Genomic DNA, 23,987 nt, shown 5'->3' with positions numbered 1-23,987 from the left:
GGATCCGGTCTTCGCCCATGACCGCACGCGGTGATCTCCGTCATTTGTCACAGCCGCCCCGACGGATCCGGGACGGGTGAAGGCGTGTTACCGCCGATTTCGACGGGCTCCATCCGCGGGGGCGGGCGCGGATAGCCTCGAGGGATGGCCGATTCCGCCCGCTCCGACCGTCCGCAGTCCGATCGGCGGTACGGCTTCCGCACCCGCGCGATCCACGCCGGCAACATCCCGGATGCCGTCTCCGGCGCGCGCGCGCTGCCGATCTACCAGTCGAGCGCGTTCGTCTTCGACGACACCGCGGATGCCGCCGCCCGCTTCGCGCTGCAGAAGTACGGCAACATCTACTCCCGCCTCGCGAACCCGACCGTGGCGAGCTTCGAGGAGCGCGTCGCGTCGCTCGAGGGCGGGCTCGGCGCCGTCGCCACCGCCTCCGGTCTCGGGGCGGAGTTCATCACCTTCGCCGCGCTCGCCGGGGCCGGTGACCACATCGTCGCGGCATCCCAGCTCTACGGCGGCACGGTGACGCAGCTCGACGTGACGCTCCGCCGCTTCGGCGTCGACACCACGTTCGTGGCGGGAACCGACCCGGCCGACTACGCCGCCGCGATCCGCGAGAACACGAAGCTCGTCTTCGCCGAGACGGTCGCGAACCCCTCCGGCGAGATCGCCGACATCGAGGGCCTCGCGGAGGTCGCGCACGCGGCGGGCGTGCCGCTCGTCATCGACGCGACCGTGGCGACCCCGTACCTCAACCGGCCGATCGAGTGGGGCGCCGACATCGTCGTCCACTCGGCCACCAAATTCCTCGGCGGCCACGGCACGACGCTCGGCGGCGTCGTCGTCGAGTCGGGCCGGTTCCCGTGGGGCAGCCACCGCTTCCCGCTCTTCGAGGCGCCGACCCCGAGCTACGGGGGCCTCAGCTGGGAGGGCAACTTCGGCGAGTACGGGTTCCTCACCCGGCTCCGCGCCGAGCAGCTGCGCGACATCGGCCCCGCGCTCGCGCCGCACTCCGCGTGGCTGCTCGCGCAGGGCGTCGAGACGCTGCCGTTCCGCATGCAGGCGCACGTCGACAACGCGCGCGCCGTGGCCGAGTGGCTGGATGCCGACGACCGCATCGAGTTCGTCAACTGGGCGGGGCTCCCGGGCCACCCGCACCACGACCGCGCGGCGAAGTACCTGCCGCTCGGGCCGGGTTCCGTGTTCAGCTTCGGCGTGACGGGCGGCCGGGCGGCGGGGCAGCGCTTCATCGAGAGCGTGCAGCTGGCCAGCCACCTCGCCAACATCGGCGATGCGAAGACGCTCGTCATCCATCCCGCCTCCACCACCCACGCGCAGCTCAGCGAGCAGCAACTGGTCGACGCGGGTGTGCTCCCGGGCCTCGTGCGCATCAGCGTCGGCATCGAGGATGTGGACGACATCATCGACGACCTCGACCGAGCGCTCACCGCGGCGCTGCAGGAGGATTGAGCCCATGAGCACGACCGCGCCCGACCTGGAGACCGTGGACCTGCAGAACGGTCTCACCTGCTCGATCCCGGCGAGCTCGCCGCTCGCCCAGCTGCTGAAGTCGCAGCGCACCTGGCACGGGCCGGACGCGATCCAGCGCCGGCGCATCCTCCGCGAGGCGAAGAGCGTCGCGATCGTCGGCGCCTCGCCGAACCCCGCGCGGTCGAGCTACTTCGTCTCGACCTACCTGCAGCAGTCGGGCGACTACGACCTGTACTTCGTCAACCCCAACGCCGACGAGATCCTCGGGCAGCCGGTCTACAGGAGCCTCGCCGACCTCCCGGTGGTGCCCGACATCGTCGACGTGTTCCGCAAGGCGAGCGACATCCCGCAGGTCGTCGACGACGCGCTCGCGATCGGCGCGAGGACCGTGTGGGTGCAGCTCGGAATCTGGAACCAGGAGGCCGCCGAGTACGGCGAGTCGAAAGGTCTGACCATCGTCATGGACCGCTGCATCAAGGTCGAGCACGCCCGGTTCCACGGCGGGCTGCACCTGCTCGGGTTCGACACCGGCGTCATCTCGTCGAAGAAGGGCGCCCAGCGCTAGGAGCTCCGCCTCGGAGCCGCACTCAGCCGATGCTGTTGCGGGCGCCCCCGTCGGTGATCGCGCCGACGCCGCCGCGCCCCTTCACGGTGTTGTCGTTGCCCGTCACGCTCCCGCTGCCGATCCGCCCCTGGGCGGTGACGCTGTTGCGGTCGCCGGCGATCGTCAGGCCGCCCACGTCGGCGCCGACGACGAGCGTGTTGTCCTGCCCCTCGATCCGGACCCCGGGCGCCGCGTCGGCGACCACCTGATCCTTGTTGCCCTGGATGCGGACGCTCCCCGCCGTGCCGGAGACGACCGTGATCCCGTCGCCCTGCACGAGCAGCAGCGCGCAGTCGCCGATCTGGTAGGCCCCGGGGGTGGTGAGCGTGCATCCCGCGGCGCCGACGGTCGGGCGCGCCGGCGTGACCGGGGTGCCGGAGGGCTGCGCCGGCTCGGACGTCTCCGTCGGGCGGGCCGCCGAGGTCGACGCGGTCGGCGTCCCCGATCCGCCCACGACCGAGCCGAGGGGCGTGCAGGCCGCGAGGGCCAGTCCGACTCCGGCCGCGGCGAGGACCGCGGCGGGCACGAGGGCGAGGCGGCGCATCATCCCGCCGAGCCTAGGGGGCGAGGGCGACGAGGGTCGAGAGCCCCTCGGGGGAGGTCGTCGGCAGCCGGCAGACGAAGTGCTCGCACCAGTACGCGGTCGCCGCTCCCCCACGGGAGGTCCGGCCGGCGAAGAGCTCGAAGCCGGCGTCGGCGAACGCCTCGGCCTGCTCCGGCGTCACGATCGCGAGCGCGTCCGCGGCGGCGGTGCGGGCGACCGCGGCGAGCGGGGACGCGGGGTCGCCCACGACGATGAGCTGCCGGTCCGGTCGTCCGAGCCGCGCCGCGATCTCGAGGGCCGCGCCGTAGGCGCTCGCGCGGCCGACCGACTCGGCGAGCGCCGGCGCGACGGTGCGCTCCGCGAGCGCGCGCGCCGCATCGTCGCCGGTCAGCGTCGCGAGGAGGAGCGCCGCCTCGGCGAGGAGGGCGGGGCCGGACGGCAGGGCGCCGTCCGCGAGGTCGGGGGCGAGAGCGAGGCCCTGCGCCGCGAGCACCGGGTCGGCGCCGTCGGGCGGGCCGTCGGCCGCCGCCCGGATCAGCTCCCGCGCGCGCACCGCGTGCCGCACGTCGCCGGTGGCGAGTGCGAGGCGGAGCAGTCCGCCCGCGACGCCCCCGTAGTCCTCGAGAGTCGCGACCGCGTCGGAGGCGCGCCCGTCGAGCGAGGAGCGCACGAGGCGGCCGTCCTCCCGCACCGGCAGCGCGCCGGCGGCGACGACCGCCGCGGCGATCCAGTCGGGCCGGGCGAAGCGCTGTCCGGCGGTCGCGAGCGCGCCGATCGCGAGACCGTTGAGCCCGGCGAGCACCTTGCGGTCGAGGGCGGGAGCGGGATACCGATTCCGCTCGGCGGCGTCGAGGCCGTACCAGCCGCCCTCGCTGCGCTGCCCGCGGAGCTCGCTCTCGGAGTCCTGCGCCGACGCGAAGGCGCCGCCCGGCAGCCGCAGGGTGTCGAGCAGGAAGCCCGCGACGCCCTCCGCGATGTCCCGCCGGTCGAGCCGGGCCGCTAGTGCGAGCAGCTGCGCGTTGTCGGAGAGCATCCGCTCGTAGTGCGGCTCGGACCAGTCGGGCCGGGTCGCGTAGCGGAAGAACCCGCCGTCGACGGCGTCACGCAGCGGCGATCGGGCCATGACGTCGAGCGAGCGCTCCGCGAACGCGCGCGGCCCGTGCTCAGCGAGGAACGCGAGCACGGGCGCGTTCGGGAACTTGGCGCCGCGACCGAGGCCGCCGTGCTCCGGATCCTCGAGCGCCACGATCGCCTCGGCCGCCGCGTCGAGATCGACCGCCGCGCCCCGGGTCGTCGGCGCCCGGGAGCCGAGGGCCTCGACGAGCGCGGCGCCGATCGCGCCGACCTCCGCCCGCCGCTCGGTCCATGCCTCGGTGATCGCGTCGAGCACCTCGCGGAACGCCGGCACCCGCTGCACCGCGCGCGGCGGGAAGTAGGTGCCCGCGTAGAACGCGGCCCCGTCCGGCGTCGTGAAGACGCTGAGCGGCCAGCCGAGATTCCGCGTGAACGCGCCGGCCTGCGCGAGCATCGCCGCGTCGACGTCGGGATGCTCCTCGCGGTCCACCTTGATGGCGACGAAGCGCTCGTCGAGCACGGCGGCGATCGCCGGATCCATGAAGCTCTCGCGCGCCATCACGTGACACCAGTGGCAGGTCGCGTACCCGATCGAGATGAAGACCGGCACGTCGCGCCGCCGCGCCTCGGCGAACGCCTCGGCGCCCCACGGCCACCCGTCGACCGGGTTGCGCGCATGCGCGAGCAGGTAGGGGCTGGTGGAGTCCGCCAGACGCGAGGCGCCCCGCCGGGAGGCCATCGCCCGGGTCAGTTGAGCGTGTCGGGGTCCGCGCCCGAACGCGTGCCGGTGTCGAGCCCGTCGATCCGGGCCATCTCGTCGTCCGTCAGCTCGAAGCCGAAGACGTCGAAGTTCTGCGCCATGCGGTCGCGGTTGTTCGACTTCGGGATCACGACGAGGCCGTGCTGCAGGTGCCAGCGGATGACGACCTGGGCCGGCCCGACGCCGTGCGCCTCCGCGATCTCGGCGAGCGGCCCGGAGCCGAGGACGTCGGCGACGGCGTGGCCGAGGGGTCCCCACGACTCGGTGAGGATCCCGTGCGCCGCGTCGTAGTCGCGGAGCCCCTGCTGGATGAAGAACGGGTGCAGCTCGATCTGGTTGATCGCGGGGACCGTGTCGGTCTCGGCCGCGAGCCGGTCGAGGTCCTGCGGGCGGAAGTTGGAGACGCCGATGGAGGTCGCCGTGCCGGCGTCGCGGAACTCCTCGAAGGTGCGCCAGGTCTCGACGAACAGGTCGCGCGCCGGGGCGGGCCAATGGATGAGGTACAGGTCGACGCGGTCGAGGCCGAGCTTCTCGAGGCTCGACGCGAACGCGGCGCGGGTCGCGTCGGCGCCCTGGTCGGTGTTCCACAGCTTGGTGGTGATGAAGAGCTCGTCTCGCGGGATGCCGGAGTTCGCGATGGCGCGGCCGACGCCCTCCTCGTTGCCGTAGAGCGCCGCCGTGTCGATGTGCCGATAGCCGACCTCGAGCGCGTCGGTGACGATGCGCTCGGTCTCGGCGGGGTCGACCCGGTAGACCCCGAACCCGAGCTGCGGGATCGCGTGGCCGTCGTTGAACTGGAGGCTCGGAACCGTCATGGATCCAGCCTGGCACGTATCCTGAAGGGCTCATGCCCTCGCCGACCGATGCGCAGCCGCTTCGCATCACCTACCCTCCCGAGCTGCCGGTCAGCGCCGCCCGGGACGAGCTCGCGCGCGCCATCGCGCAGCACCAGGTCGTCGTCGTGGCCGGCGCGACCGGGTCGGGCAAGACGACCCAGCTGCCGAAGATCTGTCTCGAGCTCGGCCGGGAGCGGATCGCGCACACCCAGCCGCGCCGCATCGCGGCCCGCTCGATCGCGGAGCGCATCGCCGAGGAGCTCGGGGTCGAGCTCGGCGGCGTGGTCGGCTACCAGGTCCGCTTCGACGACCGCTCCGCGCGCGACACCCGCGTCAAGCTCATGACCGACGGCGTGCTGCTCGCCGAGATCAACCGGGACCGGGAGCTGCGCCGCTACGACACGATCATCCTCGACGAGGCGCACGAGCGGTCGCTCACGATCGACTTCCTGCTCGGCTACCTGCGCGAGATGCTGCCCCGGCGACCCGACCTCAAGGTGATCGTCACGAGCGCGACGATCGACCCGGAGAGCTTCGCGGCGCACTTCGCCGACGCGAGCGGGGTTCCGGCCCCCATCGTCGAGGTGAGCGGGCGCACCTACCCGGTCGAGATCCGCTACCGTCCGCTCGTCGCCGAGGCGACCGAGGACGAGGAGGGCGAGGCCTCCGACGACCGCGACGTGCAGCAGGGCATCCTCGACGCCCTCGCGGAGCTGCAGCGCGAGACCCCGGGCGACGTGCTCGTCTTCCTCTCCGGCGAACAGGAGATCCGGGATGCCGCGGACGCCGTGTCGGGCCGCTTCCCCGAGCTGGAGGTGCTCCCCCTCTACGGGCGGTTGAGCGCGGCCGACCAGCACCGGGTCTTCTCGCGCTCGACGCGGCCGCGGGTGGTCCTCGCGACCAACGTCGCCGAGACCTCGCTCACCGTGCCCGGCATCCGCTACGTCGTCGACGCCGGCACCGCGCGCATCTCGCGCTACAGCCCGCGCGCGAAGGTGCAGCGGCTGCCGATCGAGGCGATCAGCCGGGCGAGCGCCGACCAGCGCGCCGGGCGCGCGGGCCGCACGGCGCCCGGCATCGCGATCCGGCTGTACGCGGAGGAGGACTTCGAGCGCCGACCCGAGTTCACGGATGCCGAGATCCTCCGCACCAACCTCGCCGCGGTGATCCTGCAGATGATCTCGCTCGGCCTCGGCGACATCGCGAGCTTCCCGTTCCTCACCCCGCCCGACCCGCGCGGCATCCAGGACGGCCTCGACCTCCTGCTCGAGCTCGGCGCCGTGAGCGGATCGTCGGCTGCGCCGACCACTCGACCCGCGGGACCCCGCATCACCGGGGTCGGGCGCGAGCTCGCGCGGCTGCCCGTCGACGTGCGCTTCGGGCGGATGCTCGTCGAGGCGAAGAAGGCGGGCGTGGCGCGCGAGGTCGCGGCGATCGTCGCCGGGCTGTCGATCCAGGACGTGCGGGAGCGGCCGCTCGAGAAGCGGGCGCAGGCCGACCAGGCGCACGCCCGGTTCGCCGACCCGACCTCCGACTTCCTCGGGCTGCTGAGGCTCTGGGACCACCTCGAGGAGCAGCGCCGGGCGCTGTCGGGCAGCGCGTTCCGGCGGATGTGCAAGAACGAGTTCCTCAACTACCTGCGGGTGCGGGAGTGGCAGGACCTGTATCGCCAGATCCTGTCGCAGGGCGGGCTCACGGCCGGTCCGCCGCGGGTGGATCCCGACGCGATCCACAGGGCCCTGCTCTCCGGCCTCCTCTCCCGTATCGGTCTCCGCGACGAGCGCGCGAAGGCGAAGGACCGCCGCACCGCGACCGAGTACCTCGGCTCCCGGCAGCAGCGCTTCGCCATCTTCCCCGGGTCGTCCCTCGCGAAGAAGCCGCCCGCCGCCGTCATGGCCGCCGAGCTCGTCGAGACGAGTCGGCTGTTCGCGCGCACGGTCGCCGCGATCGACCCGGCCTGGGCCGAGCCGCTCGCCGGCGAGCTCGTCAAGCGCTCGTACTCCGAGCCGCGCTGGGAGAAGCGGCAGGGCTCCGCGGTCGCCGACGAGCGGGTGACGCTCTTCGGCGTGCCGATCGTGCCGCGGCGCCGGATCCAGCTCGCCCGAATCGACCCCGAGCAGGCGCGCGAGCTGCTGATCCGACACGCGCTGGTCGGCGGCGAGTGGCCGTACGACGTCACCCGCAACGGGCTCTACGGGTTCGACCGCGAGAACCGGGCGTTGCGACGCGAGCTCGGCGAGCTCGAGGAGCGGGCCCGTCGCCGCGACATCCTCTCCGGCGACGAGGCGCTCGTCGGCTTCTACGACGCCCGGATCCCGGCCGACGTCACCGACGTGCGCCGCTTCGAGCGCTGGTGGAAGGACGCCCGCCGCGAGACGCCCGCTCTCCTCGCGATGACGCGCGCCGACCTGCTGGAGGACGAACCCGACGACGCCGAGGCCTTCCCCGACGAGCTGGGCGGATTCCGCCTCGACTACCGCTTCGAGCCGGGCGCGGTCGACGACGGCATCACGGTGGAGATCCCGCTCGCGCAGCTCCCGGCCGCCTCGCCCGCCGGGTACGACCGCCTCGTCCCCGCGCTGCGCGAGGAGCTCGTGTCGGCGCTGCTGCGCACGCTCCCGAAGGCGCTCCGCCGCGAGCTCGTGCCGGCCGGGGACTGGGCGCGACGGATGCTGCCGGAGCTGCCCGACGATCCGTCCGTTCCGCTCACCCGGGCGATCGCGGACGCCGCCCGCCGCCTCGCCCACGTGGTGATCCGCCCGGAGGACTTCGACGTCGAGCGCCTGCCCGCGCACCTGCGCATGGGGTTCGCCGCCGTCGACGAGCGCGGCCGACGCGTCGGCACCTCGAAGGACCTCGGCGAGCTGCAGGCGCGACTGGCGGAACGCACCCGCAGCTCCGTCGCCCGCGCCGTCGCCCCGCCGCGATCCGCGATCGAGCGCGACCGCGTCGACGCCTGGGACCTGGGCGACCTCCCGACGGAGCTGCAGAACGGCGCGGTCCGCGGCTATCCCGCGCTCGTGGACGAGGGCGACCACGTCGCGCTCCGGGTGCTCGCGAACGCGGGCGAGCAGCTCGTCGCCCACCGCCGCGGGGTGCGCCGGCTCATCGCCCTGACGCTGCCGAGCCCCGCCGCCTATATCCAGGACCACCTCACGACGACCGAGAAGCTGCAGCTCGCGACGAGCCCGTACCGCTCGGTGGCGGCGCTCATCGAGGATGCCGTCCTCGCCGTGGTCGACGACCTCGCGGGCGAGCGCGCACCCTTCGACGCGGCCGGCTTCGCCGCGCTCCGCCAGGAGGTGTCGGCCGCGCTCATCGACCGCTCCTTCGCCGTCGTGTCGCTCGCCGCGCGCGCCCTCGCCGCCGCGCGGGAGGCCGACAAGACGATCTCCGCGTCGTCGTCGCTCGCGCTGATGGGCCCGCTCGCCGACGCGCGCGCGCAGCTCGACGCGCTCATCCACCCCGGATTCCTCCGGATCACCGGCGCGGCGCAGCTGCCGCGCGTGCCCGTCTACCTCGCCGGCATCGTCCACCGCGTCGAACGGATGCCCGAGAACCTGGGCCGCGACCGCGCCTGGCAGACCGAGGTCGAGCAGGCCGTCGCGCTCTACCGCGACGCGGGAGGACCGCTCCCCCTGCGGTTCGACATCCCCGAGCGCCTGGTCGCGGTGCGGTGGATGCTCGAGGAGCTCCGGCTGTCGCTCTTCGCGCAGCCTCTCGGCGCCCGCGGTCCGGTCAGCGTCCAACGGGTGCGCAAGGCGCTCGCCGGCTGAGCGCCCCCTCATCGGGCGGCTTTTCGAGCCCGGCTCGACCACGTAACCTACGGAGGACCGACGACCCCGCGCCCGCACCCCACGGCGTCGGGCGCCCCCGAACCCCCAGGGAGAGCACGCCGTGACCGAGGAGCGCGCCCCGCGCATCGCCGATTCCGCCCAGGTCGAGGACGGCGCGATCGTCGGCGCCGGTGCGCAGATCTGGCACCGCGCGCACGTGCGCAGCGGCGCGGAGATCGGCGGCGGTACCGTGATCGGCAGCGGCGTCTACGTCGGACCGGGCGTGCGCATGGGGCGCAACTGCAAGGTCCAGAACCTCGCGCTCGTCTACGAGCCCGCCGTCCTGGAGGACGGGGTGTTCGTCGGCCCCGCGGTGGTCTTCACCAACGACCTGAATCCGCGTGCCGTCAACCCGGACATGAGCCTCAAGTCGGCGGACGACTGGCACGCGGTCGGCGTGACCGTGCGGGCCGGCGCTGCCATCGGCGCCCGCAGCGTCTGTGTGGCCCCCGTCGAGATCGGACCGTGGGCGCTCGTCGCGGCCGGGTCCACCGTCGTCCGCGACGTGCCGGCGTTCGCGCTGGTCGCGGGATCGCCGGCCCGCCGGATCGGCTGGGTCGGCCGCGTGGGCGTGCGGCTGGTGGACGAGGGGAACGGGCGCTGGCGCTGCCCCTCCAGCGGCGAGCTCTACGTCGAGGACAGCGACGGTCTGCGGATCGAGGCGCAGGCGTGAAGCTCAGCCCCCGGATCGCGATCGTCGTCGCGGCGATCCTCGTCGTCGTCGCCGCGGCCGCCGTGATCGCCTTCGTCTGGGCCGGCAACGGCCCGTCCGTCCCGTCCCCGTCCGTCACGGGCGGCCGCGAGGCGGGGCCGCCGACGGCCACGCCGACCCGACCCGCGTTGAATCCCGCCACTCCGCTGCTGACCTCCGCGCCGGAACCGGGAAGCGCCTCCGGACGCCTCGTGACCGGGTTCCCCGATGTCGCGGCGCCGCTCGAAGGATCGACGGTCCGGTCCAGCTCGGTCGCGGTCGACGGCGCACGGGTCCAGGTCGCGGCGACCGCCGAGGTGGCGGCGACCCCCGCGCAGGTGCAGGCCGCCTATGCGGAGCGGTACGCCGCCCTCCGCATGACGTCCGCACCCGGAACCGCGCAGCCCGGCACGACCGTCACCGAGTACTCGCGCTCCGCCGACCGGATCACCATCACGACGAGCGCCACCGCCGCCGGGACGGAGCTGTCGATCTTCGGCCTGTTCACGGTCGCGAGGCGCTGACGTGTACATCTCGCTCACGAATCGTCCGGAGCGCGGCGACCGGGACCGCCGCGTCCGCACCCGGAACAAGGTGTCCTCGGTCGTCATCTCGCTCGGCATCGTGAGCATGCTGACCGACATCTCGTCGGAGTCGGTCAGCGCGATCCTCCCCCTGTACATCACGTCGGTCCTCGGTCTCTCCACGATCGCGTACGGGATCCTCGACGGGCTGTACCAGGGCGTGTCCGCTTTCGTCCGACTCGGCGGCGGCTGGCTCTCCGACCGGAACGACATGCCGAAGTGGGTGGCCTTCACCGGCTACGGGCTCTCCATGGTGGCGAGGGTCGGGCTCCTCTTCGCGGGCGGCTTCGCGGCGATCACCGCCGTGCTCACCGCCGACCGCCTCGGCAAGGGCATCCGGACAGCGCCCCGCGACGCGCTCATCACCGCCGCCTCGCCGAAGGCGCAGCTGGCCACCGCCTTCGGCGTGCACCGCACCCTCGACAATCTGGGCGCCGCCGTCGGGCCCCTGCTGGCGTTCGTGATCCTGCTGCTCATCCCGAACGGATTCAGCACGGTCTTCGTCGTGTCGCTCGCGTTCGCGATCATCGGGGTGGCGGTGCTCGGCATCATCGTGCCGAACCGCCGGCCGCGCGCGGAGGCGGCCGAGGCCGTGACCCCGGCGGACACCGTGTCGGATCGCCCGCCCGCCCGACCCGCGTTGCGCTGGCGGGAACTGGCCCAGCCCGGGATCCGGATCCTCCTCGCAGCGTCCGGGATCCTCGGTCTGCTGACGATCGGCGACGGCTTCCTCTATCTCGTCCTGCAGACCCGCGACGACTTCGCCGCGCAGTGGTTCCCGTTGTTGTACGTGGGGACCAACGTCGCCTTCCTCGCGCTCGCGATCCCCCTCGGACGGGTCGCGGATCGCTTCGGCCGGGTGCGGGTGTTCATCATCGGCCATGTCCTCCTGCTGGCGGCCTACGTCTCCGCCGCGCTCCCGTTCACCGGAGCGGCGGCGACCGTCGTGACCATCGCCTGCCTGGGCGCCTACTACGCCGCGACCGACGGGGTGCTGCCGGCCCTCGCGACGCAGTTCGTGCCCGCGTCCTCCCGGGGAACCGGGATCGCCGCCGCGCAGACGGTGGTGGCGATCGCCCGCTTCGTGTCGGCGGCCGGCTTCGGTGTCCTGTGGTTCGCTGTAGGCCGTGTGGAGGCGATGGTGATCGTCTCGATCGCGCTCGGGATCGGGATCCCGGTCGTCGCCGCCATCCTCCTCCGCCTCCGGCGGCACCGGCTGCCGGCATGAGCGCCCGTGCCCGCTGGCTCCTGCTGGCCGCGATCTGCGTCGTCGCCCTCGTCGTCGCGGTCGTCTTCGGCGTCGGCGCGTTCCTCCGGGCGCGGCAGGCCGCGGACGCGCCGAGTGCCGTGCAGACCGATCACGCCGAGGCGGGGTTCTCCGGCCCGCGCGTCGTGTTCCGCAACACCGCGTCGGGGTCCGGGTACGGCCTGGTCGCGAGCGTGCCGCTCGCCGATCCGACAGGCCCGCGGTCCCTGTCCTCCGAGGCCTGCGACCGCGTCTACTCCACGGCGTCGCGCATCATGTGCCTCCGCACCGACGCCGGGATCACGACCACCTGGCGCGCGATCCAGTACAGCCCCCGCTTCGTGCAGCAGCAGACCTGGTCGCTGCCGGGCGTCCCCAGCCGGACGCGCATCTCGGCGGACTCGAAGCTCGTCGCCTCGACCGCGTTCGTGACCGGCGAGGCGTACTCCACCGTGGGGTTCTCGACGCAGACGGTCATCGCGACGGCCGCGGGGAAGAGCTACGGCAACCTGGAGGACTTCCGGCTCATCATCGACGGCAGGCGCAGCACGAGCGCCGACCGGAACATCTGGGGCGTGACGTTCGCGGCCGACGACAACACCTTCTACGCCACCGCCGCCACATCGGGCAGCACCTGGCTCGTCCGCGGCGACCTCCGCACGCGGACCATGACGTCGATCCACCAGACCGCCGAATGCCCCTCGCTGTCGCCGGACGGCACCCGCGTGGCCTTCAAGCAGAACTCCGGCAGCTTCACCGACCCCGTGTGGCAGATCGTCGTCTACGACCTCGCATCCGGCACCGTGACGCCGGTCGCGGAGCACCGCAGCGTCGACGATCAGGTGGACTGGCTCGACGACGGCACCCTGCTCTACGGGATGCCGCGTACGGGCGCCGTGGGCGACGACGACATCTGGAAGGTGCCGGCCGACGGCACCGGGACCGCCTCCGTGTACATCCCGCACGCATGGTCGCCGTCGGTGGTCCGATGAGCGGGGACACGAAGGGCGATCCTCCCCGACGGGTGGTGCTCGGGGGCGCCGAGGTGGATCTGATCGACGCGCCGGGGGCGGTGGAGCTGATCGCCCGCCGCCTCCGCGAGCCGGACGGTCGCCCGCTCGGGGTGGTGTCCGTCAACCTCGACCATCTCCATCACCTCGCCCACGACGACGAGTTCGCGGCGGCGCTCGACGGGCGCTCGGTCGACTGGCTCGCCCTCATCGACGGAGCCCCCGTCGCCGCCCGGGCCGGACGCCTCACGGGCCGGCCGTGGCCGCGCCTCGCCGGCAGCGATCTCATCGAGCCGCTCCTCGCCCGTGCCGAGGCGGACGGCGTCCGCTTCGGTGTGGTGGGCGGAAGCGTCGAGGCGCACGCCGAACTGCGGCGGCGCGTCGTGGAGCGGCATCCGGCGCTCATCGTCGCCGGCACCTGGGCGCCGGACCGCGAGGACCTCTCCGACCCGATCGCCGCCCGCCGGCTCGCGGCCGAGATCGCCGATGCGCGCGTCGACCTGCTCCTCATCGCCCTGGGCAAGCCGCGCCAGGAGATCTGGATCGACGCGTGGGGCCCCGCCTCGGGCGCCCGCGTGCTCCTGGCGTTCGGCGCGGTCGTGGACTTCCTCGCGGGCACGGTCACGCGCGCCCCCGCGATCGTCTCGCGGGCGGGGATGGAGTGGGCGTGGCGGTTGATGCTGGAGCCGCGCCGACTCGCTCGCCGGTATCTCGTGAACGGGCTGCCGGCGCTGCGGGCGCTCCGGCGCCACAGCAGCCTCGTTCCGCTGCTGGAGCTCACGGCGGCACATCCCGGGTCGACGCCGCCGCGCTTCCGCCCAGCCGAGGAGGCCGCCGATGTGGCGGTCGTCGTCGTCACCTATCGCAACGCCGACGACGTCGATCCGCTGGTGGCGACCCTCCGGCGGGAGGCCGTCGACCTCCGGCTCCGCGTCGTCGTCGTGGACAACTCGTCGACCGACGGAACGCTCGATCGAGTGCGAGCCCACGAGGATGTCATCGCCGTGCCCGCGGGCGGCAACGTGGGGTACGCGGGTGGCATCAACGTCGCCATGCGCCACGTGGGCGAGGCCGAGGCCGTGCTCGTCCTGAACCCCGACCTGACGGTCGTCCCAGGCGCGATCCGGATCATGCTGGAGCGCATGCGGCAATCGGCCGCCGCCGTCGTCGTCCCGCTCATGACCGATCCCGAGGGGAGGGTGTCGGTATCGCTGCGACGCGAGCCGAGCATCACGCGAGCGATCGGGGACGCCGTACTCGGCGGCCGCCTCCCGGGGCGCGCGGGCGCCTGGACGGAGATCGACGGCGACCGGTGGAGCTACCGCTACCCGCACCAGGTCGAGTGGGCGACCGGTGCGGCGCTGCTCGTCCGCACCGGGGTCGCGCGACTCGTCGGGGAGTGGGACGAGCGGTTCTTCCTGTACTCGGAGGAGACGGATTTCTTCCGCCGCGTCCGCGAGCGGGGCGGTTCCGTGTGGTTCGAGCCCCGCGCGGTCGTGCGTCATGAGCAGGGCGGCTCCGGCTCCTCCCCCGATCTCACGGCCCTTCTCGCCGTCAACAAGGTCCGGTACGTCGAGAAGCACCACGCGCCGGCCTACGCCGCCGCGTTCCGCGGCGCGTCGATCGTCCACGAACTGCTGCGACTGCCTCTCGGCTATCGCGCCGCGGCCCGTCGCGCGATGCTGCGACGGCGCCGGTGGCCGTCGCTGCCCGCTGCCACCCGCGATCGACCGGAGCGCACCGGATCGCCGATCGCGAGCATCGTCATCCCAGCTCACGACGAGGCGACCGTCATCGATCGCACTCTCGCGCCGTTCGCGCCGTGGGCGGCCGACGGCCTGCTGGAGGTGATCGTGAGCTGCAACGGCTGCCGGGACGACACCGCCGAGCGGGCACGACGCCACACCGGCGTCCGCGTCCTCGAGATCCCGGAGTCATCCAAGGCGGCCGCTCTCAACGCGGCCGACGCGGTCGCGACCGCCTGGCCGCGGATCTACCTCGATGCCGACATCGAGACGCGACCGGACACCCTGCTGCCGCTCATCGGCGCGCTCGACGACGGACAGCCCGCGGGACGCCCGCCGTTCCGCTACGACACCACCGGGGCCTCGGCGATCGTCCGGGCCTACTACCGGGCGAGATCCCGCGTACCGTCGCTCAATCGAGCGCTGTGGGGAGCCGGGATCTACGCCCTGAGCCGGGTCGGTCATGAGCGCCTGGGGAGCTTTCCGGATGCCGTGGGCGACGACCTGCACGTCGATCGCCTCTTCGCGCCCGACGAGAAGCGGATCATCGGCGGAGAGCCGGTGGTCGTGCGCACCCCCCGGACCCCTGCGGCGCTCCTCGCCGTCCTTCGCCGGGCTCGACGCGGAGCCGATCAGCAGGGCGTCGACACGGGCGCCTCGACGGGGCGGGATCTGCTCGCGAGCATCCGAGGCCCCCGTTCCGCCTGGGACGCGGTGGTCTACGTCGTGGTGACGCTTCGAGCACGGTCGGGGCGCCCCGACCCCGCCGCGACCTGGGAGCGCGACGACTCGAGCCGCTGACGGCGGCGGAGACGGCGGATGATCCATCCCGTCGCGATCGCCGCGAGCACCGCGAGCGCCGCGGAAGCGGCGACCGCCCGCGCCTTGCTGCCGTGTTCGAGGTCGACCTCGGGGCGAGCCGGGGAGGCAAGGAAGGTGATCTGGTTGTCGGGATCGACGCCCGCCTTCTCCTGCAGCGACGCGGCCCGATCGTCGAGCCCCGAGATCGCGTCCCCCAGGAGTCGGAGCGCACGCCGCCGATCGTGGCTGACGGACTCGACGATGATGGCGGGGCTGTTGAAGTTGTCCGCCCACTGGCCGCCGGCGTTGGCCAGGAAGACTCGGGATCCCTCGGTGACGCCGCTCCCGACGAGGGTGGCCGTATCGGAGGCGAACCGATCGGGCTGGGACGCACCGACGTACTGGCGCTCCACGAGTGCCGCGAAATCCACGAGGGTGGGACCGCCGGCCGTCAGTCCTCGTCCGGTGCCGCCGCCGGAGGGCGCGACGGCCGTGAGCACGACCCGGCCGGCCCACAGTCCCGTGTCCGCGCGCACCATGAAGAGGCCCCCGGCGAGGACCAGGATCGCGACGAGGAGGACGGGCCAGAACGGTCGAATGAGACGGATCAGGGGTCTGGCGCGCATCCGGTCCTCCCCGTCGTCGAGCGGAAGGACTCCTTGGACTCGACACCGCGTCCTGCTACCCTGCCCGCGGGGGGCATTATCGCCCATGCGGGCGACCAGACGCTGGGAGTAGCGCCATGAGCCGCACCAGGATCGCCTCCGGGTTGAGCCGCATCCGCCTCTCCGTGATCATCGCGGCGGTCGTCGCGGTCGCCGCCTTCGCGTGGATCGCCCTCGTCCCGACGGGGCAGGCGGCAGGCGCGACGCGGTCCGTCTTCACGGATTCGATCCGACCCACCACCCTGACCGACCCCGATCGGCGCCCGGTGGAGCTCGGGGTGCGCTTCTCGACGAAGAAGGAGGTCACCGTCACGGGAGTCCGCTTCTACAAGGGCCCCCGGAACACGGGCACGCACGTCGGCTCCCTCTGGAGCCCGGGCGGGATCCGCATCGCCACGACGACCTTCACTCACGAATCGAGGTCCGGATGGCAGTCCGCCTCGTTCTCCCGGCCGATCAGGGTGGAGGCGGGCAGAACCTACGTGCTGTCCTACAGTGCCCCGAAGGGACGCTATTCGTCGGATGCCGAGGGCTTCCGGAACCCGATCTCCGACGGCACGGTCACCTATCCGCGCGGCGCCGGCGTCTACTCCTACGTCGTCGGCGCCTACCCCCAGCGCTCGTATCGGAACTCGAACTACCTCGTGGACGTCGTCTACCGCGCGACCCGGCCGACGGATCCGTCGGCGTCGCCCGGGAGCCCGACGCCGACGCCGTCGGCCACCCCCACCGCCTCCGCTCCCCCGGTCACCGCGCCGGACGGCCCGGTCGCGGCTCCCGGCGGCGCGCTCGCCCTGAACCTCGGGCGGATCCCGTGGGAGGGCGGTCCGGCCTACTGGTCCAAGTTCCCCGCTGCCGCCGCTGCGGGCTGGACGGATCCCTCCTTCTTCCCGATCGGCATCTGGTACAACCAGATCGACACCGATGCGCAGGTCGCCTGGGACAAGCAGGCGGGGATCAACACCTACATCGGTCTGTGGGAGGGCACCCCCTCGTCGATCTTCGACCGCAACGGCGTCTACTGGGCCGGCGGGCCGCTGAACAGCACGTACACGAACACGACGCGCAACTGGGTCGGGAACTTCCTCGACGACGAGGTCGACGGCCGCTTCGACCTCAGCGACGATGGCCTCGCGTCCCTGCGGTCGGACCTCGACCGCGTCAAAGGCAACGGGCGTTTCAACTACGCCAACTTCACCCAGATGGTCATCAGCGGCGACTTCCCGCTCAGCCAGTCGCAGAAGTACGTGAACGACTTCACCGACGTGGTCTCGCTGGATCAGTACTTCTACACCAACGCCTACTGCGGCTACACCCCGTATCGCGACCCGTACCTCGTCTCGATCCAGAAGAACCAGTGCCGGTCGTCGTCCAGCTACGGCAACGCGGTGCGCGCTCTCCGCATCCAGGACGCCGCGGACGGGCGTCTTCAGCCGGTCTGGCAGTTCGTGGAGGACCTGAACGGCAGCGACGCCCGGTCCTTCCAGGCGTACATCACACCCGATCAGCTGAAGGGCGCGGTGATGTCCTCGCTCATCGCCGAGGCCCGCGGCGTCGTCTACTTCAACCAGAGCCTCTCGGGCCCCTGCCAGAGCGCGGCGGTCCTGCGCGATGCCCAGAACAGCGGTCCGGGCTTCTGCGGCGCCGCTCAGGTGGCCGCGATGACCCAGGTCGATGCGCAGATCCGTGCGCTCGCCCCCGTGCTGAACACCCAGTCATACGACTGGACGTTCGGCCCGGGGCTGCAGACGATGCTCAAGACCTACGGCGGCTCGGCCTACGTCTTCGCCATGACCGACGGATCCACGGGCTCCCGCACCTTCGCGCTGCCCCCGCAGTTGAAGAGGAGCACGGTCGAGGTGCTGTCGGAGGGCCGGAGCGTCGCGGTCAGCGCAGCGGGGACCTTCACCGACTCCTTCCCGACGGAGTCGACCTACCACGTCTACAAGGTGACCCCCCACAACTGAGGCGTTCACAGCAGGGTCGTCGACGAGCGATGATAACCTGACCCCTCATTTGCCCGACGGAGCAGACATGTACTTGCGCGACCTCGCCCGCGGCCTGGCCCGGCGCTGGTACATCCTCTTGATCGGCGTGCTGCTGACGATCCCGTCGGCGATCGCGGCCTTCGCGTCGACGCCCGTGACCTACACCGCGCAGGCCAGCATGGTGCTCCTGCCCCCGTCGGCGTCCGTCGACAAGACGGGCAACCCCTACCTGCAGCTCGACGGGCTGGCACAGGCGCTCGAGATCCTCGGTCAGCGGATGAGCTCGGAGAGCGAGCGCAGCGCCATCGCCGCGGAGCACCCGGGGGTCACCTACGTGGCGGGGCCGGACACGACCACGAGCGGTCCCATCCTCCTGCTGTCGACGGAGGCACCGCGGGCGAGCGGCGCCCTGCGGACCCTCACCGATCTGCGCGCCGCGGCGGCCGACACGTTGAACGGGTTGCAGGCGCAGCTGGACGTCCCCGAGTCCTCGCGGATCCGGATCACCGATGTCGCCGTCGACGACTCGCCGACCGTGAGCACCAAGAGCCGCACCCAGATCACCCTGATCGTCATCGCGGCCGGCGTGGTTCTGACGGTGCTCGTCGCGGGAGTGGTGGATCGAGCACTGGCGGCGCGACGCCGCCGCTTCACGGGTGAACCGTCCGACGAGGACGCGCCGCCCCCTCCCGTCATCGTGGCCGCCGGGGAACCGGAGTCGGCCGCGTCCGCCGCCTGGGCCGACGATCCGCAGGCGATGGCACGCCAGGACGACCCGGAGCCGGCGGACGACGATCCGACGGCGCCCGAGACCGCGGAGGCCGAGGCCGACACCACGGAGAGTGAGGCCGTGACGCCCGCGCGGTCCTCCGGATCCTCCGGCCCCCGTCTACCGGCTCGGCGCTCTCCCGGCCGCTCACGCGGCCGATGACGATCGCGGCGCCCCGGTCGACCTCCCGGCGCCCGCGCTCGGAGCGACGACCGGTCGCGCTCGACGCCGTCACCCTCTTGACGGTGTACGTCCTGCTCCTGCTCCTCGTGCCCTCCGATCGGTATCTGCCGGGGATCGGAGCCTCCGGATCGCCGGCGGTCCTCTGGGGACTCGCCGCCGCGCTCTGGTGGGTCTGGCACCGCATCCGACGCGTCCGGTCGGACGCGATGGAGATCGATCGCCCCCTTCGCGCGCTGGCGTTCGTCCTGTTCTGCACGGTCGCCATCAGCTATTTCGTGGCGATGACCCGCGCGATCGCGACCGTGGAGATCGGGCCCGCCGACAACGGCGTGCTGCGACTCATCTCCTACTCGGGCATCCTGCTCGTGGCGAGCGAGGGGATCCCGGACCTCGACCGTCTTCTCGTGCTGCTGCGCCGCCTCGTCGCGACGGGCGGCGTGGTGGCCGCCATCGGTCTGATCGAGTTCGCGACGCGCACACCGATCGTCTCCCGGATCCCGATCCCGGGCCTGACGGCGACCACCGACTACCAGGGCCTGGTCACCCGGGGTGACTTCGTGCGGAGCGCCTCCACCGCGACGCATCCGCTCGAATACACGACGCTGCTCGCGATGCTGCTGCCCCTGGCGGTCACGATGGCGATCTTCGACCGCGGCGGTCGACGGATCCTGCCGTGGCTGTGGGTCGCGCTCCTCGGCGCGGCACTGGCGAGCTCGGGCTCGCGGTCGGCGGTCATCGGCCTCGTCCTCGGGCTGCTCCCGCTCATCCCGGGATGGTCCGCGAAGGTCCGGTGGCGCGCGCTCGGTCTCGCGGTCGCGGGGGTGGCTGCGCTGGCGGTCGCCCTTCCTGGCCTCATCCAGGGCGTCATCCGGTTGTTCGTCGACGCCAGCTCCGACAGCAGCGCCCTCTCGCGCTCCAACAGCTTCGGCGTGTTCTTCCGCGAGTTCGCCATCAGCCCGATCGTGGGCCGCGGCTTCGGGACCTTCCTGCCCATGTACCGGATCTTCGACAACCAGTACCTCGGTCTGCTCCTCGAGATCGGGATCGTCGGCACCGCCGCCTTCCTGGCCGTGCTGCTGGTCCCGGCGATCCTGGCCGTCACCGCGGCACGCCGCGCGCCCGTGGTCCCGATCGCGATGCGCAAACTCGGCCCGGCGATCGCTGCGGCGCTGCTGGTCGGGGCCGCCGAGAGCGCGTTCTTCGACGCCCTGTCATTCCCCAAGGCCGCGGGGATGCTGTTCCTCACCGCGGGATTGGCCGGCGGCTACGTCTACGCCACGCGCTACGGGCGCGACGCCGTCACCCTCGAGCCGATCCCACTGGTGTGGGCCGCGTCGTCGCCACCGCGCCGATGAGACGGTCCATCGCGGCGGCGCGGTGCACCCAGGAGTGCGCCGTCGCGAGTCGGTGGGGCTCGTCGGCTCGTCCGACCGCCGCAGCACGATCGATCTGCGCCCGCGCCTTGTCCGCGAAGTCGACCGCATCGGTCGCGACCAAGACCTCGCAGCTGTCGATCCACCGTGACGCCGAGAGGTCGGTCGACACGACGGGGAGCCCTGCCGCCAGGTAGTCCCACGTCTTGAGGGGCGAGCTCGCCCGGTTGAACGGCGTGTCCGTGTACGGCGTGAGGCCGACGGCAGCGGTCGGGAGCTCCGCCGCCAGGACCTCGGGCGCGACGGCACCGCGCCACTCGACCCTCTCGTGGGCCAGGAGCGCCTCGAGACGCGATCGAACCGTCTCCTCGCGGGCGACGACCCGCCCGTAGACGCGGATCGCGACCCCCGCAGCCAGGACCGCCTCGAGCGCCGCGAGGTCCAGACGCTCGTTGAGCTGTCCGACGAGGACGGCCACCGGCTCCGAACCTGCGCCGACGGTGACCGCCGGGGCGCCGTTCGGCAGCACCAGGCGCGTCGCCTCCGGTCGTGCCACCCCGATTCCGTCGAGCAGGTCGAGGAGTGCGGGGCTCACCGCCACGACGGCGTCGGCGGCACGGAGCGCGGAGCGGAGGTCGCGCTCCACGGCGCGACGATCGAGGCCCATGAGAGCCGCCCCTGCGATCCAGTCGTCGGTCGCGAAGAGGATGCGGGCGCCCCCGACCCCCCGTGGGAATGTCGCGAGCGGGCGGGCCACGACGGTCGCCGCCACCGGCCCGTGCGCACGGGCCAGCGCCCGCGCCGCGGCGCCGGCCCGTGCGGAGGCGACGACGCGGGATCCGGGCCGGGTCATCCCGGGAAGGCTGATCGGGCGACGGCGCACCACGCCGGCGACCGGTCGCTCGTCCACCGGCCCCGCCCCGAACACCGACGCGGGGGGATCCACCCACAGCACGGGGCGGAGTGCGGCGAGCTCGGGCACGAGGCGTCGATCCGTGCCAGGAGGCCCGTCCCAGTCGACTCCGGCGAGCCACACGACGGCTCCGCCGGTCATGCGCCCCTCCGGCCCGGTGCCGCCGCGTTCCGCGCTGCCACCGGTCGCGCATTGAAGTCGTCCGCGCGTTCGCTTCCCTGCAACCGCCGCAGCCGCTTCCGGGCGTAGTAGGCCGAGTAACGGGCGAGGGAGGCGACGTCGCCCCGCCGCCGGACGGCCCGCGAGGGCGGCTCCTGCACCGCCGCAGCGTAGATCTCCGCCTGCCGCTGCGCGGCCTGCTCCAACGAGAACCCGGCCCGCACGACCTGGAGGCCGTAGGCGCCCAGGTCCGCCCGCCGGGCCGCATCGCCGAGCAGCGGTCCGAGGATCCCGCGCAGCCGCGACGCGCCGCTCTCGGGGCCCTCGCCGACGCCGTACCAGCCCGTCCAGAGGAAGGACTCCAGCGACTCCGGCGTGAGAAGGCGCCAGAACCCGCGCTCCCCCTGGACGACGAGGGGCGAGCCGAAGGCGAGGGCGCGGAGCGCCGATCCCCCCATGCCGAGCGAGATGTGGGCGGCCGCGTAGGCCGGCCGCGGGTCGGCCAGCGCCCCGGTCAGGACCACGGCGCGGCGTCCCGCGGCGGAGTTCGCACGGTCGGCTCGAGCAGCCACCTCGTCTCGGGCCGGTCCGTCTCCGACCAGGACGAGCTGCATGCGCGGCTCCTCCGCCGCCACGTCGATCGCCGTCAGGGTCCCCTCGAGCTTCAGCTCGTGGGCGAACCGGGCGACGGCCACGACCGTCACCCGGTCGTCGTCGAGGGCGTACCGCGCCCGGAATCCGGCGACGTCGAGGTCGAGGTCCGGACGGTTGTAGGAGAGGTCGACAGGCGGCTCGACCACGTGGACACGCCGGCGTCCCCGCCGTCGGACCTCGTGGTCGGCGATCTCGCGAGTCCCCACCACGAGGTCCGCGCCGCTCGGGATGAACGGCGGCACGGCCATCGACATGACGGTGGAGACCACGGCGACGCGCGGGCGCCCGACGGCGGCGAGTTCGGCCTCGAGGGTCGGCGGCCACTCGTAGCCGTGCAGGAGATCGAGCGAGCGGGCGTCGATGAGGTCGCGGAGCGCCCGCGCGACCGTCGGGGACGGGCGCTTCCCGGGCCGCGGCAGCTCGACGAAATCGAGGCCGAGCTCGGAGATCCGTGCGTTCAACGCCCCCGGCCGCCCGGCGACGACCACGTCGTGCCCCAGATCGCGCACCCCGGCGGCGAGCTCGACCGCGTTCAGCTGGCTCCCGCCCATCCCGAGATCGTGCGGGTACACCAGGATCCTCATGCCGCACTCGCCTCGAGAGCCCTGCTCGCCGCCCAGGTGGCGCGCAGTTCGGCGATCGACGAGCGCTCGAGCAGGAGCAGGCCGCCGATCAGGAGGACCGCGAGCAAGCCGGACAGGACGGCCGGGACGACCGGCGGCGCCAGCACCGCGGCGAGCAGGAGCGACGAGACGAGCACGACGATGGCCGCGAGCAGCGGCACGGCCGCCCGGAGCAGCATGGGCCCGATCCGGACGCCCGAGCGCGCGAGCATCCCGAGGTAGAGAGGAAGCACCACCACCGATCCGACGATCAGCTGCGCGATCGCCGCGCCCCGCATCCCGTCGAGCAGCGTCCCGCCGATCAGCGCGCCGACCAGCACCAGCGCCCAGATCGCCTGGATCGTGAGCAACCAGCCCGAACGCCGGAGGACGACCAGGAAGTCGTAGCTCAACTCGAACAGGATCCGTAACGCGCCGAAGAGCCCGAGCCAGCCGAGCACGTGGGCGGCGGGCGCCCACTGCTCACCGTAGACGAAGCGGACGATCGGCTCGGCGGCTCCGGCCAGGAAGAAGCATACCGGCAGGGCGGCGATGGCGACCAGACGGAATGCGGAGCGGAAGGCGCGGTCCATCTGGACGGGGTCGTCCTGGAGCCGGGAGAAGGCGGCGGGGGCGACGGCGCGCAGCGGGGAGGAGAAGACGCTGACGGGCCAGCTCGAGAGGTTGAAGGCGAGGACGTAGAAGCCGAGGGACACCGGCCCGAGGACGGCCCCGACGACCACCTGATCGGCGTACCCGATGGCGAAGGCGATCAGACTCGTCCCGGCGAGCGGGAGACCGAATCCGAGCAGCTCGCGCAGCACCGCCCGGTCGAGGCCGAACCGCAGGGGATGCGGCGAGACGATGAAGAAGATGATGCCGGAGACCCCGCTCCCCACCACCCGACCGATGGCCAGGCTCATCGCCCCCATGCCCAGGATCGCGAGCGCCACCGAGACCGCCGCACCGAGCCAGACGTTGAGCTGGTCGATGCCCGCGCGCGTCCCCTGCCGGAACTCGCGCTGCAGGAGGGCGGCGGGGACGGCGACGAGTCCGTCGATCAGGATGCCGATGAGAAGGACCCGGACCACGCCCGTCGCTTCCGGCGAACCCATCGCCGCCGCGTAGAACGGCGCGACGAAGAACCCGGCGGAGAAGATCACGACGCTCGCGATCAGGGAGACCGTCGCGACGGTCGGGGCGATCTCGCGCGGATCGCGCTGCCAGCGGACGATGGCCAGGCTGACTCCGACGTCGTTGAAGCTGAGGACGGCGGTCAGAGCGACGAACGCGACGGCGTAGGTGCCGAACGCCTCGGGGCCGAGGATGCGCGAGAGCAGGATCCCGATCGCCAGCGTGCCGAGACGGGACACGATGTTGCTGCCGAAGCTCCACACGAGCGCGCGCGAGGCCCCGCCCGGAGGCCGATTCCTCCTCCGCGTCATCCGCTCCCCCTCGTGCC

General features: G+C 72.9%; 18 protein-coding genes. 11 read left to right on the top strand and 7 right to left on the bottom strand.

Annotated features, from left to right (window positions below):
* Window positions 1–144 precede the first annotated feature (144 nt).
* Window positions 145–1,467 carry an O-acetylhomoserine aminocarboxypropyltransferase/cysteine synthase family protein gene (locus ACTHM3_RS10785; protein ID WP_440406100.1) on the top strand — a complete coding sequence of 441 codons (1,323 nt, stop codon included), beginning with the start codon at window positions 145–147 and terminating at the stop codon, window positions 1,465–1,467.
* Window positions 1,468–1,471: 4 nt separating this feature from the next.
* Window positions 1,472–2,053 (top strand): CoA-binding protein, encoded by a 582-nt coding sequence (locus ACTHM3_RS10780; protein ID WP_440406099.1) that lies wholly within the window; start codon window positions 1,472–1,474, stop codon window positions 2,051–2,053.
* Between the two features lie 22 nt (window positions 2,054–2,075).
* Here ACTHM3_RS10780 and ACTHM3_RS10775 read toward each other — a convergent pair whose 3' ends face one another.
* From ACTHM3_RS10775 to ACTHM3_RS10765, 3 genes are read right to left on the bottom strand one after another with little or no spacing between them, the layout of a single operon-like run.
* Window positions 2,076–2,639, bottom strand: a complete 564-nt coding sequence (locus ACTHM3_RS10775) for a DUF3060 domain-containing protein (protein ID WP_440406098.1) — start codon at window positions 2,637–2,639, stop codon at window positions 2,076–2,078.
* 10 nt (window positions 2,640–2,649) lie between these two features.
* Entirely contained in the window at window positions 2,650–4,449 is a 1,800-nt protein-coding gene (locus ACTHM3_RS10770) for a thioredoxin domain-containing protein (RefSeq protein WP_440406097.1), read from the bottom strand.
* Between the two features lie 8 nt (window positions 4,450–4,457).
* On the bottom strand, window positions 4,458–5,285 hold the full coding sequence (locus tag ACTHM3_RS10765; protein ID WP_440406096.1) for an aldo/keto reductase: 828 nt from the start codon (window positions 5,283–5,285) through the stop codon (window positions 4,458–4,460).
* A gap of 32 nt (window positions 5,286–5,317) precedes the next feature.
* Between ACTHM3_RS10765 and hrpA the strand changes: the two genes are divergently transcribed.
* From hrpA to ACTHM3_RS10735, 6 genes are all read left to right on the top strand, one after another.
* Window positions 5,318–9,082 carry an ATP-dependent RNA helicase HrpA gene (gene hrpA / locus ACTHM3_RS10760; RefSeq protein ID WP_440406095.1) on the top strand — a complete coding sequence of 1,255 codons (3,765 nt, stop codon included), beginning with the start codon at window positions 5,318–5,320 and terminating at the stop codon, window positions 9,080–9,082.
* A 121-nt stretch (window positions 9,083–9,203) separates the two neighbouring features.
* The gene (locus tag ACTHM3_RS10755) at window positions 9,204–9,815 is read left to right on the top strand and encodes an acyltransferase (protein ID WP_440406094.1); all 612 of its coding nucleotides are present in this window, start codon (window positions 9,204–9,206) and stop codon (window positions 9,813–9,815) included.
* Window positions 9,812–10,357: a hypothetical protein gene (locus tag ACTHM3_RS10750; RefSeq protein WP_440406093.1), complete on the top strand. Its 546-nt coding sequence runs from the start codon at window positions 9,812–9,814 to the stop codon at window positions 10,355–10,357. Before ACTHM3_RS10755 ends, ACTHM3_RS10750 begins: the two co-directional genes overlap by 4 nt.
* Before the next feature lies 1 nt (window position 10,358).
* Window positions 10,359–11,645, top strand: coding sequence for an MFS transporter (locus ACTHM3_RS10745; protein ID WP_440406092.1), 1,287 nt, complete (start codon window positions 10,359–10,361; stop codon window positions 11,643–11,645).
* Entirely contained in the window at window positions 11,642–12,655 is a 1,014-nt protein-coding gene (locus ACTHM3_RS10740) for a TolB family protein (protein WP_440406091.1), read from the top strand. Before ACTHM3_RS10745 ends, ACTHM3_RS10740 begins: the two co-directional genes overlap by 4 nt.
* The gene (locus ACTHM3_RS10735; protein WP_440406090.1) at window positions 12,652–15,219 is read left to right on the top strand and encodes a WecB/TagA/CpsF family glycosyltransferase; all 2,568 of its coding nucleotides are present in this window, start codon (window positions 12,652–12,654) and stop codon (window positions 15,217–15,219) included. Before ACTHM3_RS10740 ends, ACTHM3_RS10735 begins: the two co-directional genes overlap by 4 nt.
* Here the strand turns inward: ACTHM3_RS10735 and ACTHM3_RS10730 are convergent.
* Complete coding sequence (locus tag ACTHM3_RS10730) at window positions 15,138–15,845, bottom strand: hypothetical protein (RefSeq protein ID WP_440406089.1); 708 nt, start codon at window positions 15,843–15,845, stop codon at window positions 15,138–15,140. The two genes, ACTHM3_RS10735 and ACTHM3_RS10730, sit on opposite strands and share 82 nt — an antisense overlap.
* Before the next feature lie 116 nt (window positions 15,846–15,961).
* Between ACTHM3_RS10730 and ACTHM3_RS10725 the strand changes: the two genes are divergently transcribed.
* The 3 genes from ACTHM3_RS10725 (at window position 15,962) to ACTHM3_RS10715 (ending at window position 20,179) form a co-directional block, all read left to right on the top strand.
* Window positions 15,962–17,851 carry a DUF4082 domain-containing protein gene (locus tag ACTHM3_RS10725; RefSeq protein ID WP_440406088.1) on the top strand — a complete coding sequence of 630 codons (1,890 nt, stop codon included), beginning with the start codon at window positions 15,962–15,964 and terminating at the stop codon, window positions 17,849–17,851.
* Between the two features lie 67 nt (window positions 17,852–17,918).
* Window positions 17,919–18,803 carry a hypothetical protein gene (locus ACTHM3_RS10720; RefSeq protein ID WP_440406087.1) on the top strand — a complete coding sequence of 295 codons (885 nt, stop codon included), beginning with the start codon at window positions 17,919–17,921 and terminating at the stop codon, window positions 18,801–18,803.
* An 83-nt stretch (window positions 18,804–18,886) separates the two neighbouring features.
* Window positions 18,887–20,179: an O-antigen ligase family protein gene (locus tag ACTHM3_RS10715; protein ID WP_440406086.1), complete on the top strand. Its 1,293-nt coding sequence runs from the start codon at window positions 18,887–18,889 to the stop codon at window positions 20,177–20,179.
* Here ACTHM3_RS10715 and ACTHM3_RS10710 read toward each other — a convergent pair.
* The 3 genes from ACTHM3_RS10710 to ACTHM3_RS10700 are packed head-to-tail and all read right to left on the bottom strand — an operon-like array spanning window position 20,124 to window position 23,970.
* Window positions 20,124–21,251, bottom strand: coding sequence for a glycosyltransferase (locus tag ACTHM3_RS10710; protein WP_440406085.1), 1,128 nt, complete (start codon window positions 21,249–21,251; stop codon window positions 20,124–20,126). The genes ACTHM3_RS10715 and ACTHM3_RS10710 overlap by 56 nt on opposite strands.
* Window positions 21,248–22,507 carry a glycosyltransferase gene (locus ACTHM3_RS10705; RefSeq protein ID WP_440406084.1) on the bottom strand — a complete coding sequence of 420 codons (1,260 nt, stop codon included), beginning with the start codon at window positions 22,505–22,507 and terminating at the stop codon, window positions 21,248–21,250. The genes ACTHM3_RS10710 and ACTHM3_RS10705 overlap by 4 nt, the downstream gene beginning before the upstream one ends.
* On the bottom strand, window positions 22,504–23,970 hold the full coding sequence (locus tag ACTHM3_RS10700; protein WP_440406083.1) for a lipopolysaccharide biosynthesis protein: 1,467 nt from the start codon (window positions 23,968–23,970) through the stop codon (window positions 22,504–22,506). Before ACTHM3_RS10700 ends, ACTHM3_RS10705 begins: the two co-directional genes overlap by 4 nt.
* Window positions 23,971–23,987: the final 17 nt, after the last annotated feature.

The organism is Pseudolysinimonas sp. (assembly GCF_051954455.1).
In the GTDB taxonomy this organism is placed as follows: domain Bacteria; phylum Actinomycetota; class Actinomycetes; order Actinomycetales; family Microbacteriaceae; genus Pseudolysinimonas.
Note: the sequence above shows the minus strand (reverse complement) of the source record. Positions and strands in the feature narration are given on the sequence as shown.